Source organism: Mucilaginibacter sp. FW306-07-L, from assembly GCF_058782065.1.
Genome location: NZ_JBYSXI010000002.1, coordinates 835457 through 854767, shown reverse-complemented (window position 1 = coordinate 854767; position 19311 = coordinate 835457). Strand labels below are relative to the sequence as shown.

The 19311-nt window shown below is 35.7% G+C and carries 17 protein-coding genes; 13 read left to right on the top strand and 4 right to left on the bottom strand.

The window, feature by feature from the left end; all coding sequences use genetic code 11:
* Positions 1-115: 115 nt before the first annotated feature.
* The 13 genes from AC3WJC_RS13965 to AC3WJC_RS13905 all read left to right on the top strand — a co-directional run bounded on the left by AC3WJC_RS13965 (position 116) and on the right by AC3WJC_RS13905 (position 17118).
* Positions 116-904: a polysaccharide biosynthesis/export family protein gene (locus tag AC3WJC_RS13965; RefSeq protein ID WP_492399725.1), complete on the top strand. Its 789-nt coding sequence runs from the start codon at positions 116-118 to the stop codon at positions 902-904.
* A gap of 9 nt (positions 905-913) precedes the next feature.
* Complete coding sequence (locus AC3WJC_RS13960) at positions 914-3307, top strand: GumC family protein (protein ID WP_492399724.1); 2394 nt, start codon at positions 914-916, stop codon at positions 3305-3307.
* Between the two features lie 28 nt (positions 3308-3335).
* Positions 3336-4796, top strand: coding sequence for a lipopolysaccharide biosynthesis protein (locus tag AC3WJC_RS13955; protein ID WP_492399723.1), 1461 nt, complete (start codon positions 3336-3338; stop codon positions 4794-4796).
* Complete coding sequence (locus AC3WJC_RS13950) at positions 4793-5854, top strand: nitroreductase family protein (RefSeq protein ID WP_492399722.1); 1062 nt, start codon at positions 4793-4795, stop codon at positions 5852-5854. Before AC3WJC_RS13955 ends, AC3WJC_RS13950 begins: the two co-directional genes overlap by 4 nt.
* Positions 5855-5859: 5 nt before the next feature.
* Positions 5860-7023, top strand: coding sequence for a polysaccharide pyruvyl transferase family protein (locus AC3WJC_RS13945; protein WP_492399721.1), 1164 nt, complete (start codon positions 5860-5862; stop codon positions 7021-7023).
* A complete protein-coding gene (locus tag AC3WJC_RS13940) occupies positions 7023-7886 on the top strand; it encodes a glycosyltransferase family 2 protein (RefSeq protein WP_492399720.1) in 864 nt (287 codons plus the stop codon). The genes AC3WJC_RS13945 and AC3WJC_RS13940 overlap by 1 nt, the downstream gene beginning before the upstream one ends.
* A 156-nt stretch (positions 7887-8042) precedes the next feature.
* Complete coding sequence (locus AC3WJC_RS13935; RefSeq protein ID WP_492399719.1) at positions 8043-9125, top strand: hypothetical protein; 1083 nt, start codon at positions 8043-8045, stop codon at positions 9123-9125.
* 52 nt (positions 9126-9177) lie between these two features.
* Positions 9178-10260, top strand: a complete 1083-nt coding sequence (locus tag AC3WJC_RS13930) for a glycosyltransferase (RefSeq protein ID WP_492399718.1) — start codon at positions 9178-9180, stop codon at positions 10258-10260.
* An 11-nt stretch (positions 10261-10271) separates the two neighbouring features.
* Positions 10272-10979, top strand: coding sequence for an acyltransferase (locus AC3WJC_RS13925; RefSeq protein WP_492399717.1), 708 nt, complete (start codon positions 10272-10274; stop codon positions 10977-10979).
* A complete protein-coding gene (locus tag AC3WJC_RS13920; RefSeq protein ID WP_492399716.1) occupies positions 10972-12096 on the top strand; it encodes a DUF1972 domain-containing protein in 1125 nt (374 codons plus the stop codon). The genes AC3WJC_RS13925 and AC3WJC_RS13920 overlap by 8 nt, the downstream gene beginning before the upstream one ends.
* A 733-nt stretch (positions 12097-12829) precedes the next feature.
* On the top strand, positions 12830-13927 hold the full coding sequence (locus tag AC3WJC_RS13915) for an HTTM domain-containing protein (protein WP_492399715.1): 1098 nt from the start codon (positions 12830-12832) through the stop codon (positions 13925-13927).
* On the top strand, positions 13902-15347 hold the full coding sequence (locus AC3WJC_RS13910) for a GH39 family glycosyl hydrolase (RefSeq protein WP_492399714.1): 1446 nt from the start codon (positions 13902-13904) through the stop codon (positions 15345-15347). The genes AC3WJC_RS13915 and AC3WJC_RS13910 overlap by 26 nt, the downstream gene beginning before the upstream one ends.
* 361 nt (positions 15348-15708) lie before the next feature.
* On the top strand, positions 15709-17118 hold the full coding sequence (locus AC3WJC_RS13905; RefSeq protein WP_492399713.1) for an undecaprenyl-phosphate glucose phosphotransferase: 1410 nt from the start codon (positions 15709-15711) through the stop codon (positions 17116-17118).
* 724 nt (positions 17119-17842) lie between these two features.
* On the opposite strand, the gene AC3WJC_RS13900 is transcribed toward AC3WJC_RS13905, so the two are convergent.
* The 4 genes from AC3WJC_RS13900 to AC3WJC_RS13885 all read right to left on the bottom strand — a co-directional run bounded on the left by AC3WJC_RS13900 (position 17843) and on the right by AC3WJC_RS13885 (position 18926).
* A complete protein-coding gene (locus tag AC3WJC_RS13900) occupies positions 17843-17974 on the bottom strand; it encodes an integrase core domain-containing protein (RefSeq protein ID WP_492399712.1) in 132 nt (43 codons plus the stop codon).
* Positions 17962-18327, bottom strand: coding sequence for a DDE-type integrase/transposase/recombinase (locus tag AC3WJC_RS13895; protein WP_492399711.1), 366 nt, complete (start codon positions 18325-18327; stop codon positions 17962-17964). Before AC3WJC_RS13895 ends, AC3WJC_RS13900 begins: the two co-directional genes overlap by 13 nt.
* A gap of 13 nt (positions 18328-18340) precedes the next feature.
* Positions 18341-18538: a hypothetical protein gene (locus tag AC3WJC_RS13890; protein WP_492399710.1), complete on the bottom strand. Its 198-nt coding sequence runs from the start codon at positions 18536-18538 to the stop codon at positions 18341-18343.
* A gap of 85 nt (positions 18539-18623) precedes the next feature.
* Positions 18624-18926 carry a transposase gene (locus tag AC3WJC_RS13885; RefSeq protein WP_492399922.1) on the bottom strand — a complete coding sequence of 101 codons (303 nt, stop codon included), beginning with the start codon at positions 18924-18926 and terminating at the stop codon, positions 18624-18626.
* Between the last annotated feature and the right edge of the window lie 385 nt (positions 18927-19311).

Genomic DNA, 19311 nt, shown 5'->3' with positions numbered 1-19311 from the left:
TTTGTTTCATCTTCTGTGAAAAATGATGAAATTTACTATGTTGTAATCGAAGTAAAGGTGACTATAACCTGTCAAATTATTATTTATTATTTACTATTTAATATCGATCTTTTACATGAATAAAATATTTTTTAATGCGCTATTGTGGCTGGGACTGCTGAGCATCTTTTCTTGCAAAACAAATAAAAATGTTGTTTACTTTAAAGATTTGTCAGATACATCAATCTTGAGAGAAATTGCTTCAGCTCCATATATTGATCCAATTATTCAATCAGATGATATATTAAACATTACCATTCAATCTGCTGACCCATCTGCGACAAACAGCGTCAATCAAGGTAATACAGCTAGTTCGGTTGGTACTAGTACGGCTGGTACTATTGGTAATCAAATGATCACGGGCTTTTTAGTGGATCGAGAAGGTTTTATAGAATTTCCGTTGATTGGGAAAGTAAAGGTAGCTGGATTAACTACCACCCAGGCCAGAGATTCTATACGTAAATTAGCTGAAAACGAATATAAAAAGCCGGCAGTGCAGGTTAGATTTGTAAACTATAAAATTACGGTACTTGGTGAAGTAAATAGACCTGCGACTTACACAGTTCCAAATGAAAAGGTAAGTGTTTTGGATGCACTTGGCCTAGCAGGTGATTTAACTATTTACGGAAAACGTGAAAATGTAATGTTAATACGTGATAATGGAAATGCAAAACAGATAGTTCGATTAAACTTGAATTCATCAGAAACTTTGAAATCCCCTTATTTCTACTTGAGACAAAAAGATGTAATATATGTTGAACCCAACGACGCTAAGGTGGCTGCAAACAACGCCGCCAGAACACAAACTATTGCGATCGCTGGTACTGTATTATCGGTGCTTATTGTCTTAATATCTCGTTTATAATCAAAAAAAATGCCCAAGTCAAATATCGCTGGAAATTCATCTGTTAATGAAGAAGAGGGTTTCGATGTTGTTAAATATCTATCACGAGCACTAAATGATTGGTGGATATTTCTATTAAGTGTTTCAATTTGCTTGTTTTGCGCATTCATTTATCTAAGGTATAAGACGCCTCTTTATAAAGTAAACGCCAGTTTACTCGTGACTGATGATCAAAAGGGTGGGGCGATGGCGTCAAACGAAATTCTGGGAGATCTTAGTGGCCTGATTAATAGCAAGAGTAGTGTTGATAATGAAGCAGAAATTTTAAAAACAAGGTTTCTGATTGAGCAAGTTTGCAAGGAACTAAAACTCAACTTTACGTATTATGAAGTTGGTCATATCGGTCAGCAGGAGTTATATGAAGCGCCCGTAATAATCGATGGAATACAAACTAGAGATTCTATTTTAACCACGGAAATTTTTTTAACTGATTTAACTAAGCCGACTTTTAAGGCGACTTATGTCGATAGTGCATCTAAAAGCGAAAAGTCCCAAAATTTGAAATTCGGACAGCATTTTACAGTTCCAGGTGTAGGTGTCATAAGCGTGAGGATAAATCCTAAACTCATTACAAAGTTTAAAGGCGATTTGAAAGTTAGAATTGCTTCCTTAGATCGGACAGTCGATGATTTAAGGACTAACCTTAAAGTTGAGATTCCAAATAAACAGGTCAGTGTAGTTAACCTTGTAGTTGATCATCCAATACCAAAAAAAGGTGAAGATATATTAAATAAAATAGTTGAGAAATACATACAACAAAATATTCAAAATAAAAACCGAGTTGCAGATAGTACGATCACGTTTATACAGAATAGACTATATCTAATAAGTAAAGAATTAGGAGATGTTGAAGGTGATATTCAGGGTTTTAAACAACGTAATAACCTAGCTGATATAACTGAGCAATCTAAGCTTTTAGTTACCAATAGCAGTGAATATCTTAATAGACTTGCAGAAATCGAAACGCAGATTAGCATTTTCAACAGCTTGGAGCAGTACTTGCAAGATGATAAATTGAACAAAAGAGTACTCCCGGCAGCTGCAGTAGCAGGAGATATTGTATTTACAGGTTTAATCGAGCGATACAATAATATGATGATTGAGCGGGAACGGCAATTGTTGTCATATTCAGAAAATAGTTCTGTCATACAAAATCTAGACCAAACAATTGCTTCAATTAGAGGGGATATGTTGTCTAATCTACGAAGCTCAAAAAAAGCGCTGATCATCTCTCGTCAAAGATTGAATGCAACCAACAATAGGATGGAAGCTGGCATTCGTAAGGTTCCTGCTCAAGAAAGAAATTATTTGAATCTCGCTCGACAACAAAACTTGAAACAAGCGATCTATTTAATTTTGCTCCAGAAGCGTGAGGAAACGGAAATTTCGAAAATGTCTAACATTTCAAACGGTCGCTTAATAGATCCGCCGAAATCTGAATACGAGCCTTTTGCACCGAAGCGAACCATGGTATGGTCTATTGCTTTAATTTTAGGATTTTTGCTACCATTGGCCAGAATTTATATAAATGAATTGTTAAATACAAGGATTCAGACTAAAGACGACATTGAAAAAGTTGTTTCTATTCCGATAATTGGTGAAATTAGTCACGCTGATTCAACCGATAGCATTGTTGTAAAAACTAATTCAAGGTCAATTATATCAGAGCAATTCCGTGGACTTCGTACAAACGTACAGTTTTTGCTCTCACAGGGTGAAAAAAATATATTATTCACTTCAAGTATGTCAGGAGAAGGCAAATCTTTTACTGCAGTAAACCTTGGAATGGCCCTAGCCATATCAGGTAAAAAAGTGTTGGTTATGGAACTAGACTTGCGTAAGCCCCGGTTATCCTCAAATTTAGGGTTAGTTAATGATCGTGGTATTAGTAATTATATAGTATCTAACCAGGATAATTTCAAAGATTACATATTGAGTTCCGGAGTTAGCGAAAATCTTTTTGTGTTTGCTTCGGGCGCTATTCCTCCCAATCCAGCTGAGTTATTGATGAGCGAAAAAATGTCTAAATTAATGATGGCGCTTGCGGCAGAGTTTGATTATATCATCATGGACGCGCCGCCGATAGGGTTAGTAACCGATGCACAAATATTATATAAGTTTGCCCATAGAACCATTTATTTAATTCGTCAAAAGTATACTTATAAACATCAGTTGCAAATCATTAGAGACCTATCAGACAATGGAAAAATGGATAAGATGGCAATTGTTGTTAACGACATTATAACAAGCGGCGGTTACGGTTACGGTTACGGTTACGGTTACGGATATGGATATGGATATGGTTATGGTGTCAGTGAAAACGAGCGAAAAACCTTATGGGGCAAAATTTTTGGTTCTAAATAATGATGCAATTCAGTAATTGTTTAACGAGATGAAAAACCTGCGAAATAAAGTATTAAGCGGGATAATCTGGAATGGTGTCCAAGTGGTCGTCAATCAGGGCTTTTCATTTATTGTCCGACTAGTTCTAGCTAAAATATTATTTCCAAAAGAATTTGGAGTTGTAGGTATGGCAACTGTAGTGATTGGATTGGTTCAAGTGTTGAATGATCTTGGCGTCGGCGCAGCGCTTGTTCAACGTAAAGAAGAGGACATTAGAAATGAACATTACCATACAGCCTTTTGGACAGGTATTGGATGGTCGATTTTTCTTTTTGTATTGATTTCATTTGGTGTCGCTCCATTTGCGGCGAATTTTTATAAAGAACCCGTGCTTTCAAAACTAATTCCCATACTTAGTATTGGCATTTTGGTTGGACCAATGAATTTGGTTAATAAAGCGCAGTTGACTAAATCGATGGATTTTAAAAAAATGGCGAAAATAGACACTATGTCTAGCTTTGTTGCCGGTGTTCTTGCCCTAGTTTTAGCTTACTCTGGAGTGGGGATATGGTCATTGGCTGTTAATGCGCTTGGAAGCGTAATAATACCAGTGCCATTTTACTTTTTAGCCACTAATTGGTTTCCTTCTTTTAAATGGGACAAAATCGCCTTTAAAGATATTTTTGGTTTTGGGATATTCACCACAGGCACGAATGTAATTAATTACTTCATTAATAATATCGATTACTTGTTGATAGGAAAAATGCTCAACGCGGAAATGCTAGGCGTTTATACGCTGGCATTTACGTTAACGGATACCTTTAGATCCCGTTTAATGAGCGTTATAAACAATGTAATGTATCCTTTATACGGTAAAAAGCAGGATAATGTTGATTCATTGAAACTAGCTTATTTAGCGGTCATACGCTATAATGCTGTGGCGATCTATCCGATCATGATGTGGTTTTTAGTTCTAGCAAAGCCGATTATTCTACTTTTTTTTGGGAATAAATGGATGGCTAGTATTTCCCCGCTTGAGATCCTTTCTGTTTCCGTAATGATTCACATGCTTGTAAACAGTAATACAGCATTGATTCGAGGTATTGGTAAACCTAAACTCGAAATGAATTTACAAATTCTTAAAGCAGTTATCTTTATTCCTTCTTTGACATTCGGCATCGTTTTTTACGGGATCATTGGAGCTGCATGGGCAATATTAATCAACAAAATAATCGCGGTAATCATAGCACAATTCACTTTTAAGTTGTTTTTAAGCCTTAAAATTAACTCATTCGAACTTCTTGCGTCCATCAAGGAACCTAGTCTTGCTGCGCTCACAAGTGGAGGGTTTGCCTATGGAGGCTATTACATTCTGCATTTAAATTTTTATTTAGTATCAGTTTTTTTTGCAGTGCTTTACTTGACCATACTTTGGCTGATGATACATAAGGAAATCAAGAAATTAGTCAGACAAATAAAATCAGGATCTTTTAAACCACAATTGACATGATAAAAAAGATTTTACGCCCAGTGAAGCGTACCATTACAAAAATTGTACAGGAAGACATATCGAGATTATGCTATAGAAACCGTTACTTGTCGATGCTCTACTACATTATTTTTGATCAATCTTTTATTAGAGAATGCCAGGCTGTGCTTAGCGGGAAAGTTAAACATATAGAAGAGGCAAAAAGATTAAAAGCCAATTATTTTTTGCTTGTTAGAAACACGCATAGACTAGAAAAAGGCTTATTAATGCGACCCAAGAGAAACGTTTTTGGAAAAGATTATATTCAGGAGACCTTAGATAGTTTTTTAGGCCTTTATGATGAGAAGCTTATTGCTGATAATAGGCAAATGAAATGGTTCAAAGACGTCTTAACTGAATATTTTCAATCTGCTTCCGAAGATCCGGAAATAAAAAAGCTAGGTGAATGTTTTTACGAGAAGGTGGGAAAAAAAGATTTATCAATTACGGTTGAAGAAAATGAAGCTAAATTTATACCCTATTATCGCTCCCCTAGGGGTGCCGATATTTCTTTTGATGAATTCTACAAACTGACGAAACAACGAAGATCGGTTCGTTGGTTCCTCTCTGACTGTGTCCCTCGTGAATTAATTGACAAGGCAATCTTGGCAGCTAACGAAGCTCCTAGCGCTTGCAATAGGCAGCCATTTGAATTCCGTGTATTTGATGACACCGAGCTCGTTAAAGCGGGAGTTAATCTACCTATGGGTACAAAAGGTTATGGCCATAGTGTACCTGTGTTTGCAGTACTCGTGGGCAACCTCGATGCTTATTTTGATGAACGTGATCGACATGTAATTTACATTGATGCGTCGTTAGCTGCAATGTCATTTATGCTCGCGCTTGAAACAATGGGATTGAGCAGTTGTGCCATTAATTGGCCGGACATAGAAAGTCGGGAAAGGAAGATGCACAAGTTTTTGAAACTCAAAAGTCATCAACGACCTATTATGTGTATGGGGATCGGCTATCCAGATCCTGAAGGATTGGTAGCGTATTCAGCTAAGAGACCTTTAACCCAGATCAGGACTTATAATTAAAATATATGAAAACAAAAAATGAATTAGTCATTGAGTTGAGGGGTGTCGAGTTTGTAAATAAAGGTGCTGAACTCATGCTCTTTGCAATAGTTGAACAAGTAAAAAAACAATTTCCTCAAGCCAAATTTGTCTTGGAGGATACAGCCAGAGCACCAAGAAAAAAGCATTTAGAAAACGGATTTTATACTAAAACTTATAAAAGAAAGTATAAAATAAATATTGGATTCTGGTTGTCTTTAATGCCTGGTACTTGGCTAAGAGAAAATAGTTATATTCGTCCAAGTGAAATTGACATTGTGTTTGATGGATCTGGTTTTGCATTTGGTGATCAATGGGGTGCAAAAAAGGCCGGTCAAAGGCTTGGTGACTTCATTGAAGGTTGGAGAAGAGAAGGAAAAAAGATAATTATGTTGCCACAAGCACTTGGCCCGTTCACAAATTCTGATCTGATCAGTCAGATGAAGACTATCACAGCAAATGCGAATTTGATATTTGCCAGAGATGAAATTTCTTTAGATTATATCAAACAACTATCTCCACAAGCCAATAACATTTTCTTAAAGCCGGATTTTACCAATCTTATTAAGGGAATCGTACCTCAAGATTTCGATAGAAATGTAAATAAAATTGCTATTATTCCTAACAGTAAAATGATTGAGACGGCATCAGAGGATAATGGCGGAGCATATTTATCCTTGCTAAAAAGCGCGGTCCAAAAGATTCAACAGCGTGGAGGCAAGCCATTTTTCTTGATTCATGAAAGTAAAATGGATGTAGGCATTGCCAATCAGATAAATCAAGAGCTGTCGGTTCCAATTCCCGTTATATCTGAAAGTGATCCATTAAAGGTTAAGGGAATAATCGGTGCTTGCGAAGCCGTAATTACTTCAAGATTTCATGGATTAGTGAGCTGCTTGTCGCAGGGCACGCCATGTTTAGCCACTGGATGGAGCCATAAGTATCAAATGCTTTTAAAAGATTATAGTTTCTCGGAAGGCTTAGTGGATGTAAATGTATCGGATACAGGCCTAGACGAAAAATTAGATTTAATTTTAGATCCTGCGAGAGCAAGTGCTCTGTCCGACAAGTTGAAAAGCGAAGGGGTTAAGCAAAAGGATCTATCCAAGTCAATGTGGAAAATGGTTTTTGAACTTATTGACCCAAAGTGATGGATGTAGCAAGGCCTTTTGTTTCCGTAATCATTCCAACTTATAATGACTGGGAACGATTATCATTCTGCTTAAATGCATTATATAAACAAAGTTATCCCGCTACATCATTCGAAATCATTGTAGCCAATAATAACCCTTTGAATCCTGAACCTGAAAATTATTGGAAGCCGTCGAATTGTTTTGTAATTGATGTGGAAAAACCAGGGTCGTATGCAGCTAGAAATGCTGCAATAAATTTGGCAAAAGGTGATGTTTTTGCATTTACAGACTCTGATTGTAAGCCTCGAGAAGATTGGATAAGAAACGGGATTGCATTTTTTAATAAGAGAACAGATTTATCACGAATAGCGGGACGGATTGTACTTTTTTATAAAAGAGATAAGTTAACAAATGCAGAATTATACGAGAAAGTGTTTGCTTTTAGGCAGCATCTTTCTGCAAAAAAAGGGTACAGCGTTACTGGAAACATGTTTGCTCGAAAAGTTGTGTTTGATGTTATCGGAAACTTCAACGATAGCTTAATGTCAGGCGGGGACTTTGAGTGGTCTAAGCGAGCGCTTGATGCTAATTTCAAAATTGACTTTGGTGGAGAGGTAATTGTAGAGCATCCCGCAAGGCATGAAATGAAGGAATTAATTAAGAAGGAACGTCGGCGCGCAGGTTGGATAGGGGATAAGAGAACAAAAGCGATCTACCGACTAATTAAGTATTTATTGCCGCCGGTCAAAGTATTTCAACAAACAGAAATGCTGTCTTTTGCTGATAGTTGGTCTGTATTTGTGGTTCAATATATGTTAAACATTATTCGCTCGATAGAGGAAGTCAAAATTTCATTTGGTAAACCAGCAAACAGAGAATAATTGCATTAGAGCAGCGACTGTATGGTAAGATATAAACAGATTTTCTATTTCATACTTGTTTTTGTATTTATAATAGGTGGTTCACTGCAATATAAAGGCATCCTAAGTAATACAGTTGGAACGCTTTTGATTACAATGTTCCTTATCACACTTACTATGAGTAAAGGCCGAAAGTCTCATTTAAATTATAATCCATTTATATACTTGGCCTTTATAATTGTGGCCTCAGCTCTTTTAAATCGGACCCAATTTGCATTATTGGGATTGTATTTCATTATGTTTGCAATGGTTCCAATAGCGATATTTAGATTCGTTGCACAAAGAGTTATAAATCATATTGATGAAACGCAAATTTTAAATTTTTTTTTTGGGATTGGTCTCATTCAACTGCCGGTTATAATCTTTCAAAAAGCGTTTTCTTCACAAATAGCCAGCGGTGCAGCGAGAGATTTGCACGAAATAGATGTAGCATTCGGAACATTTTTTATGGCTAACGATCATGGTTTATGTTTTCTTTTAATTAGCTTAATCATTTATCTTTTGTTTCAAGTGCATGGGATGTCCGCCTCCAAAAAGAGGCTTTATATCATCTGGTTTACAGTAACAGTCGCGGTTAGCAATTCCAATATTTCTTTGTTTTTGTTACTTTTGGTTTTTGTATATTACTTCGCTTCCAAGATCAGTGTTGGTACTATAATTGTTTCCATGCTAAGTATAACGGCTTTGTATGTAATTGTTTTAGCTACCCCTGCACTCAACGAAGCTTTCAATGAAAGAGTTGAATTTTTTGATAAGAAGTTAGATCGAGAACAGGACGCTAACGATATTCAAAGAAAGGTCGATGCAAGAATTGCTGATAGGAATGAAATCGTTGCTTATTATGCGACTAAAGAAGTCTTTGTTTTAGGCAACGGTCCGTACGATTATTTTAATCCAATGACCGGACAATTTAAATCGGTTACAAATTTTAGTCAGTATATTTGGTTTTATAACGACATAGGAGTTTTGGGTGTTATCAGCGTTATACTAATTTATACAGCAGTTTATGTAAGGCATTATTCATTCAAAGATCATAGGCTGCTTTGGTTAGGATTAGTGTTAGTTTATTCGTTCTTCACAAACACATTGAGTGACCTTTCTTTCAATATAGTTTTGGCATTTTTTATTCTTAAAGATTCAAAATACTTTAAAACACATAAAAATGAACTTAGTTTGCATTCCGTATCACGACTGGCGTAAAATCGAGGCGGAAGGCTCGAGAACTCGTGATTCACATCTTGTTAGACATTTTATGTCCAATAAGGCAATTCATAATTTGATAATAGTTAATAGACCTACTTCTTTACCTGAGCTGTTAATAAATAAAAAGAAGCTTGAGATAAATGGCACCGTAATCTTGAAGAAAGGTGGCCTTAAACTTTATAAAATTTCTGAGAAAGCTTTTGTTATAGATTATATCACAACGGATATTATTACGCCGGTAACTGAAAAGAGGTTGTGGGCTCTTCGCAGCTTTGGCTATCGGGAATTATTTGATTTCTTCCAAGAATCAACGCGGTTGCTATCTATTACAGATTTTCAAATTTTTTCAAATAATATTTTTTCATATAGTTTCTTAAGAAAATTTCCTAAAGAAAATGTAGTTTTTGATGCGTATGATAATTTAATTTTCTTTCCCAATAACCGTAAAATCGTTGATAAGTTGGTTGTATTATATAACGAATTAGTGAGCGCTACGAGATGTTGGACAACGAATTCCACCAAAAATGTTGATTATTATAAAAAGAACTATAATCAACATAATTGCTTCCTAGTTAAAAATGGTGTGGATTTAGAATTATTTACAAAAGAATATGCCGTTCCTTCAGATTTGGTTCAAGTGAGAAAGCCTCGTATCGGATTTGGTGGTAAAGTAACTCATCTATTTGATTATGATTTGTTCAACTATTGTGTTGCAAATCATCCAGACAAAAGCTTTGTTATTGTAGGTCAGATACTTGATAAATTGGTTTTTTCCAAAATTTCCAAAGCTCCAAATGTTTATTACCTTGGAGACAAGCAATACGGACAATATCCATCTTATGTCTGCAACTTTGATGTTGGAATTGTACCGTATGTAACTAATCATCTTGAAAGTGGAGTAGATAGTATTAAGGTCTACGAATACATAGCTGCTGGGCTTAGTTCAGTTGGTACCACTGGCGGAGGTATGCCTGATGTTAAGGATTTTATTTTCATAGCGAATGATAAGGAACAGTTTTCAGCATGTATTACAAAGGCTTTAGAAAAAAAGGAAAAGGCCATCCTTCCATCAACGCATACCTGGAAATATAAAACTGATAATATTTTGGACTTGGTTTTCAAGAGTTTGTAATAAGTGCTTTTATGATAATCGAAAAAATCATTAAAAAAATAAAGGGTGATAATAACTATCGATGGAATAATAATTACTCCACTTATGATTTAATCATTATAGTTTCAGAAAGATTTTTACAAGCCATAAGAGGAATATTCCTTAAAATCTATCTGAAGAAATCTAAAGGTTTACTTTTTGTTGGCCACTCTACAGATGTTAAACATGCAAATAAGCTTCGCGTTGGAAAAAATTTTATATTAGGTGACTATTCGTTTATCAACGCTTTGTCCACTGAGGGAATTTCAATAGGGGACAATGTATCGATTGGTAGAAGTGCGACAATAGTTTGCACGGGGGTAATAGCCAATGTAGGAAAGGGAATAAAGATAGGGAATAATACGGGTATTAACGCCGGAGCTTATTTTGCAGGGCAAGGCGGTATAACTATCGGATCTAATGTGATTTTTGGTCCAGGAGTAAAAATCTTTTCTGAAAATCATATTTTTAATGAGTTGAACGTAAACATAAAAGATCAAGGTGTAACTCGATTAGGGGTTAAGATAGGAGATAATTGCTGGATAGGCTCTAATGTAACTATATTAGACGGTGTTATAATAGGTAAAGGATGTGTTATCGCAGCAGGATCAGTGGTAAACAAGTCACTTGAAGACAACAGTGTGGCCGCCGGCGTGCCTGCGAGAGTAATAAAAAATAGAGAACAATTTATTCATGCATAGCGAAAAGAAAATAAAGATAGCAATATTAGGTACTAGAGGCATACCCAATCACTATGGCGGATTTGAGCAATGTGCCGAATATTTAGCGTTAGGCTTGATAAATCGTGGTTTCGAAGTTTACGTTTATAACTCACATAATCACCCGTACCAACACAGTGAATGGAACCAGGTAAAAATAATACATTGTTATGATCCCGAAGAGAAATTTGGTACAGTTGGGCAATTCATTTATGATCTTAATTGTATACTTGATATCAGAAAGCGCAATGTCGATATCATTTTACAGCTTGGTTATACAAGTAGTTCCGTTTGGGGACGCTTGCTTCCAAAAAAAGCGCAAGTTATTACAAACATGGATGGTTTGGAATGGAAACGTACGAAATATCCGAATGCTGTTAAGCGATTTTTGAAGTATGCAGAATATTTGGGTATTAAATTCTCCGATCACTTAGTTTCAGATTCTATCGGAATACAAAAATACATTTTTGATACCTATAAAGAAGAGTCAACGTATATTCCGTATGGAGCAAATTTATTTACTAATAGCAGAAGCGAAATATTAAAAGAATATGGATTGGATGTATTTAATTACAACGTACTAATTGCAAGGCTAGAGCCCGAAAATAGTATTGAAGTCATTTTAGAGGGGGTTGTCAAATCAACTTCTTCCCGGAAATTTTTAGTGATAGGAAAGAATAACACCAAATACGGCAAATACTTGATGGACAAGTTTACTGATACTCGGGTAGTGTTTTTGGGCGGAATTTACGATATCGAAAAATTGAATAATATCCGATATTATTCTAATGTTTATTTTCATGGACATACAGTCGGCGGAACAAATCCATCTTTATTAGAGGCAATGGCTTCTAATAGCCTTATTTGCGCTCAAAATAATCCATTTAATCAATATATTTTAGAAGGGGATGCATTCTATTTTAACACATCTAGCGATATTTCAGCTATTTTAGATTCTACAGAAAAGGCCTCAGGTGTCTTTCAATTATACCTTTCGAATAATACAAGAAAAATTGAGAGCAAGTATTCTTGGGAAACTATTGTTGATCAGTACGCCAAATTGTTTGTTAAGGTAATGAAAAGAGGGATTAATAATTGAATGTTTTTTAAGTTATGATTGTTAAATATCTTACAAAGATAAATTTAAGTAAATTAGATTACAGCAGTAATTAAGTTTTTCGTTTACACATTAATTGTAAGAATTTAGAAAATCAGAATGATAACAATCTGCTGAGATTGATTGATTTAACAAACCTGACATACTTGCCACCGCATACAATTAGAAATCATAACAACGGATGGGCTATACGGTAAATTTAAATTTTGACATACTATAAGGTACCAATAACTCTCTTTTTTTCATGAGATTGATTAATTTACAATGGCAGATCGTGATTTTTTTATGCTTACTATTTGGCTCATTTCTAGCCGAGAAAAAAACGCATCTTTATCCTTCTTTAGTTTTTCCGTCTTTTTCAAATGCACCTTATATTGTAGAAACTGCAGATTTTTCTGTTGCGGAAGTGTATGGGATAACGGAACAAAACGTAGCGGTAGAGTTAAAGAAGGAAATTGTTTTTGACAACCTTTATTATAAACATATCAATTATGTTATAAATACAATAGTAGAAAGATCTTACCAAGGAAGTGGCATTTACAAGGAAAACTTGAAAAGATATTTACAACAGTCGAACGAAAATCACTATCAATCACAGTTTAGTTCGATGAAATTTGTAATTGGTACGGTGTCGTATAATGTTAACACAGGGAGACTAAATCCTTCTCTAACTGACAGAAAGACCTTTACAATTAATTTATGCAAAGAGTAGATAATGGATCAATATAATATTTCAACTGTACATTTATCTGTTTATAGAGTAGCATATTGTTTTGTAATAGCTTTCATTATTGGATTGCCTAGTTTCTCTTGGCTTAGCAGCGATTTTGACTTGTTTTTCGATCCTCCACATGCAAGTGTTGCTGGTTTGATCGGACACTTCCCTAAGCATTCATTTTTTGTAATGCTAACTATCTTGAATTTATTCTTTTTTACCGGAATGTTTTTAGGATTTTCTACTAAAATTTCTTCAATATTATTCTCTATAACAGCAATTATAGGTCATAATTTTTGGTATTCATTTGGCAAAGTGGATCATTTGCTATTATGGCTATTAGCACCGATATTTATGTCTTTAGCTGGGTGGGGCGAGCACATATCTATACATAAGAAACAAGAGCTAAGCAAACAAGTAGACAATTCCCTTTATATATTATTGTTTGCTATTTGCATAGCTTTTTCCATGTTTACATCAGCTGTTCAAAAAGCGTGGGGGGGATGGTTGTCTTGGCACACGGAGGCCGTTCGATACCATTTAATTAAAAATTATTTCTCGTTAGATAGAGGAGATCTGTTGGCTCCGTTTTTTCTGCATGTAAAAAATCATCTGCTTTGGAAGTTTTTTGACTATAGTGCGCTTATCTTAGAATTCGGGTTTCTACCGAGCTTATTTAGAAAGCGATATTTTCAAACATTTCTGGCAGGTGGAGTCTTATTTCACATACTTGTGTTACTAATGTTTAACATACCATTTTATTCTAATTTGTTAGCCTATATAGTTTTCGTCAATTGGTCGTCAATAAATAAGCTCTTTAACACCAAAAGATTTAAACTACGTTTACATTTATCTCAGATTTATGGTATCCTCTTTTGCTTCGGAGGAGTTATGGGGATATTTTGGATTATATATCAAATTAATAATCAGCGAATATTTAGATTACCTAGTGTTGTCGATCTTTTTCGAGGTGTTCAACAAGCACCTTCAAATTTGTCGATGTACATATTGTTTGGCCTCGCTTTTTTAATTTTACTCATATGTATAATTGCATTCATTAACGAAAAGTTTCATGAAAAACGCTTGCGAGAATCATAGATCTCAATGGACTTCAGTAGTCTTAATTTTGTTTTGCATTCTATTGCCGCAATTTGGGCAAACACAGGTAAAAACATCATTAATTAGTTTAGATATAAATGTTAATGATAAATATTCCTTTTCTCAAATCGTTGGGGGGAACTTATCGCACTATGGTAACCGAGTTAATAATTGGAATAGTACGGCCTTTTCGCAAATTAAAGATATTGGCATTAAAGATATCAGAACTCATGACATAAAGGTTTTTGATTGGGACTTGATTTTTAAAGATTGGAATGCCGATGAGAATATTGCTGAAAGTTACGACTTCAAAGCAGCGGACTCTGTTATGAGTGGGATAATTAAACTGGGTTTTTATCCTTTTTTTCGTATTGGCGTAAGTTACGGAGTCGCTAAAGCAAATAGAATTATTGGAACAAATCCTCCAAACCCTCAAAAATTTGCAAGGATCGCGGAACGAATCATCGCCCATTATGTCGCCAATTGGGCAAATGGCTTTGAATATCCAATCAAATATGTAGAAATTTGGAATGAACCCGATCTGAAATTTTTCACTGGGACAGACGATCAATTTAAACAGCTGTTTGTATCAACATTAAGATATATTAAGGAAAAACATCCTCTATTAAAAGTTGGGGGATGCGGAGTCGCGAATTTTTCTTTACATGATAATTATGGAGAGAAATTTATCTCTTATTTGTCAAATCCCGATGGTGATAACAGAACTAACGATCGTGTGCCGTTGGATTTTTTTTCATGGCATGTTTATGAACAACGGAAAGGTAGTTATATTTTCATCAAATTTGCCAACATGGTCAGAGCGAGTTTAGATAGAAACGGTTTTAGTGACACGGAAAGCATTTGCTCTGAATGGAATGTGTCCTTGCCGTCGAATTATAACAATTCGATCAATGCAGCTAACGATGTTTTATGTACGCTTATAAATGCGGAGAAATTGATGGTCAGTAGGACTTATTTTTATCCTTTAATTGAAACGTGGGGACTATTTAAAATAAAGAATTTTGGAACCAGTGCTTACTCAAAAAATAACGTAGATTTCTATTGGACCCCAATGGCTCGCGCCTTCGATATGTATTATTCATTCAAAAAGGAAATGTCAAAACCGTTATTGGTTAACTTTAAAAATGACCAGAATTTGCAAGTTTTAGCCGGCACATCCATTGTTGGTAACGTAAATATTCTACTTGCGTATTCTAAAATGGCATCGAATTCCGTATTGTGTATTTTAAAGCTTAAATCGAATACAAAATATAAAGTACTTCAAAGCACTTTAACCGGTGTCGGGCTTCAATCGATACGACATGATGTGATAATTACAGATAAACATGGTTTAGCCAGAATATCATCTTATACTAAAGATGGAAGTGCATTATTGATAAAGATTGTTAAAAGTTCGTAAATATTTACGATCTATTTTCGATTTAAATCGATTGTTTGATTTCAGCGGGTAGAAATCGCTGCAACACCTACCACGTTACCCAAAACCTTAGCTGCAGTGTAATTCTATTTAACTATTTTGTAACATATTTTAAATATCGGATTGCTTAACAACTCTTCTTCAGTAAAATATAATTTTTATTGTTAAACATTTAAGGTTAAAATAAGCAATTCAATTTTAAAAGGGTGCGCATATAGACAATTGTATGTCTTCAATATTTGTATATTATGGCAAACAATACTATCAAATTTTGAAATTTAGCAAATATTTGCCCAAGTTGGTGCATTATTCATGATATTTGCTTGTAATAATTTAGCGTAGAATGGAGCATAAATACAGTCTTTTCATAAAGACAATTAATCTTTCTTTTGATTATATTATTTTAAACGTAAGTATGATAGCATCCTACTATTTGGTCGATCCGTCATATCAATTTTGGTTGAGAAATAAAAGCTATCTACCTGTCGTACTTATATTTAACTTAATATGGCTATTATCTACAAATTTAACAGGTCTTTATGAACAGGTCCTTAATAAGGATTCTGTAAGAACTTTCAAGGGGGTTATTCAAACTTATATGTTTTTTGTTAGTATTATTTGCTTTACAATTATTTTTGTAGTAGGCACCAAATCTTATTATACAACAAGAGAATATTTGTTTTTTTCATTAGCAATTTTTGGAGGATTATTAGGCATATGGAAAATAATCTTTTTAAGTATTAGATATAGCGATCGAGCTTCGCTTATTGAATCACGAAAGGCTGTCATTATAGGCGGTGGTAAGAGAGGAAGAGATCTAAAAAAATTTCTCGATAACAATCCAGATAGAGGGTATAAAATCTTAGGCTTCTTTGACGATGCAAAATATGCTAATTATCAAGATATAAATATTAAACATCTGGGTCAAACTTCAGATTGTCTCGCTTACGCAATCACAAATCAAGTTAGTGAGGTGTTTTGTACTCTTCCAAGTACTGAGCAAGTCATAATTCAGCAGTTGATGATGGAAGCAGATAAGCATTTAATTCGATTTAAGTTCATTCCGGACTATTACGATGTAGGAATCAAACCTACTTTTATCAGCAGTTTTGGACATATGCCTATAATATCTATCAGGCCTGAGCCATTAGAAAACATTCTAAATAGATGTCTTAAACGGACTTTTGATATCGTTTTTTCTTTTTTTGTTATAGTTTTCTTATTTAGTTGGCTTTTCCCAGTTTTAGCAATTTTGATTAAAATGCAGTCAAAGGGCCCTGTCTTTTTTGTTCAAGAGCGCTCAGGGCGAGATAACCAATCCTTTAATTGCTTTAAATTTAGAAGCATGAAAGTAAATGAATTATCAAATAGTAAGCAGGCAACTAAAAATGATGACAGAATTACTCCTATCGGGCGATTTATGCGTAAGACTAGCATAGATGAATTGCCCCAATTTTTTAATGTTTTATTAGGCAATATGTCAGTAGTAGGGCCCAGACCGCATATGATCAAACACACTGAAAAATATTCAGAGTTAATCGATAAGTTTATGGTTCGTCATTTTCTTAAACCAGGAATAACCGGATGGGCACAAGTAAATGGATTTCGCGGTGAAACAAAAACCACTGATGATATGTTAGGTAGAATAGAAGCTGATGTATGGTATTTAGAAAATTGGTCGTTTTTGCTGGATTTGAAAATTGTTTTTCTTACATTCTGGAATGCTGTCAACGGCGAAGAGAATGCATATTAACACTAAAAGAGTTTGTATATGATGATTATGAAAAAATTGTTAATCTTCATTGGTAATGAGTTTCAATCTCTAAATAAGTAATCTTCATTAGGTAGTAATTAAGTCAATGAATGAACTCCCTTAGTAAAGGCCAAGAAATGCATTGGAATGAGGCCTTTTAAAACTTCGCTATCTTAATTAAAATATCCTTTAAAGCGCGCTTGGCGGCATTATAACCGCACATGGCATGTACGCCTCCACCCGGCGGGTTTGATGATGAACAAATATAAAGGCCTTTGGTTGATGTTTTATAAGTCGACCAGCGTCGGGCCGGGCGGATATATAACTCGCCAAGATCAATGATGCCACCGTTATATCGCCGCCAATATAGTTGGGGTTATGCTCATGCATCTGGCCGGTATTAAGGGTATGACATGCCAGTATCCTATCCTTAAAACCGGGCCAAAGCGCTCTACCTGCTTAACAATAATGGACGTCATATCTTTTATGGATTCATTAGGCACATGGCAATACGCCAAACGGTGTGTTTGCCTTCCGGCGCACGTGTAGGGTCGTACAACTTTGCTGAGCCGACAATACGTAAGGTTTTTCACAATGGATGCCTGCCGCTGATGCTTTTTCGAAGATTTCGATTTCTTCTATTGTATCGCCTAAATGCACGGTACCTGCCTTGCGGCAATCTTCGGCGGTAAAAGGTGTACCCCCCTTAGTTCGGACGGGTATTTTATAGACGTATTAATTCAAGAATATCTACACAGTTTAGCCGCTTATATAGGTCTGCCGTCATACCTCCCGATGCTTCATGCGGTCTAGTGTAATTGTAATCTTCCATCCATTCATCAGCTAGTACCTGCACCTGGTTGATGTCTTCAAATAAGTAAGCATCCAGTATGTTTTACCTGAACGTTCTATTGAACCGTTCGATATAGCCGTTTTGCATGGGCTTTCCGGTTTCGTGAATTGCACAGTTATACCTCTACTTTCACACCAATCCTTAAATTCCTTGCTGTTAAAGTCCGGCCGGTTATCCACTCTGATACAGTTTGGTTTACCTTGCTCATGAATGGTTCGCTCCAATATCTGAATTACCCGCACGTCTGGTATAGTATAGGCAGCTTCCACGGCAATAGCTTCTCGATTATAGTCATCGATAATATTCAGCGTTCGGAACATTCTCTTGTTCATCAGCACATCGCACATAAAATCCATCGACCCAGATATCTCAATTCTGTTCAGGCACAACCAATGGCACTTTAACGCGTGCGGGCACGCGTCTGCGCATCTTTTGGCGGCGATTCATGCCTGGCAGCAGGTAAACTCGTCTTACACGCTTATAGTACCATAGCAACCCTTGCTGGCGGATTCGGCTGTAATACAGATCCTGGCCCTCTGTGGGTTGCTTTTCAGACAATTCCAGCACTTATCAATCGTCTCTGAGTCATCTCGACGTTCATGATAATACATGGATTTGGGCAGCTTTACTACCCGGCAAGCCCTACTAATCCTTACTGACGGAACCCTATTAAGTAAGCACATGTCCTTGCGCTGGCAAGGCTTAGAACTTTTTTGAAAGTACGTCTTTTAAAAATGCTATGATCTAAAGCCAGCTCAGCGTACATATGCTTCAGCTTCCGGTTCTCTTCCTCCAGCTCTTTTAGTCGCTTCAATTCTTGGCTGTCCATACCGGCATACTTTTTACGCCAGTTGTAAAATGCAGATTTGTGTACGCCTAATTCGCGGCATACGTCGTTTAGCTCACGGCCACCTTCATACTCTTTGATGGCCTTGACAATCTGTGCTTCGGTAATAATAGAGTTCTTAATCGTTTGACTGTTTAAAGTTAAGACTTTTTGTCCTTTAAACAGTTCGGTTTTTAGGAGGGGTTACGCGACAATTTATACAGTCTTGATTCTTGGAAGCATACTACTGTAATCAGAATGATTAAAGCCAGCTTTTAGGATGAAGAGGTTAGGGTGCTGTAAGGCCACAAAATACAAGCAGCTTTCGAGGCTTGCAAGCGTGATCTAGATGTCGATAAGAGTCACGTAATGAAGGGTAGCAATTGATTTTTAAAACTTTAAAGTTGGTTGCCTGTATTTCATTTTATGGATTCACTACTTTATCGGTTTAGGTAATGAATGTGGCAAGTAGTGTCAAGCGCAAGTAACCTAGAGGTAGAAATCTGGGAGTTAT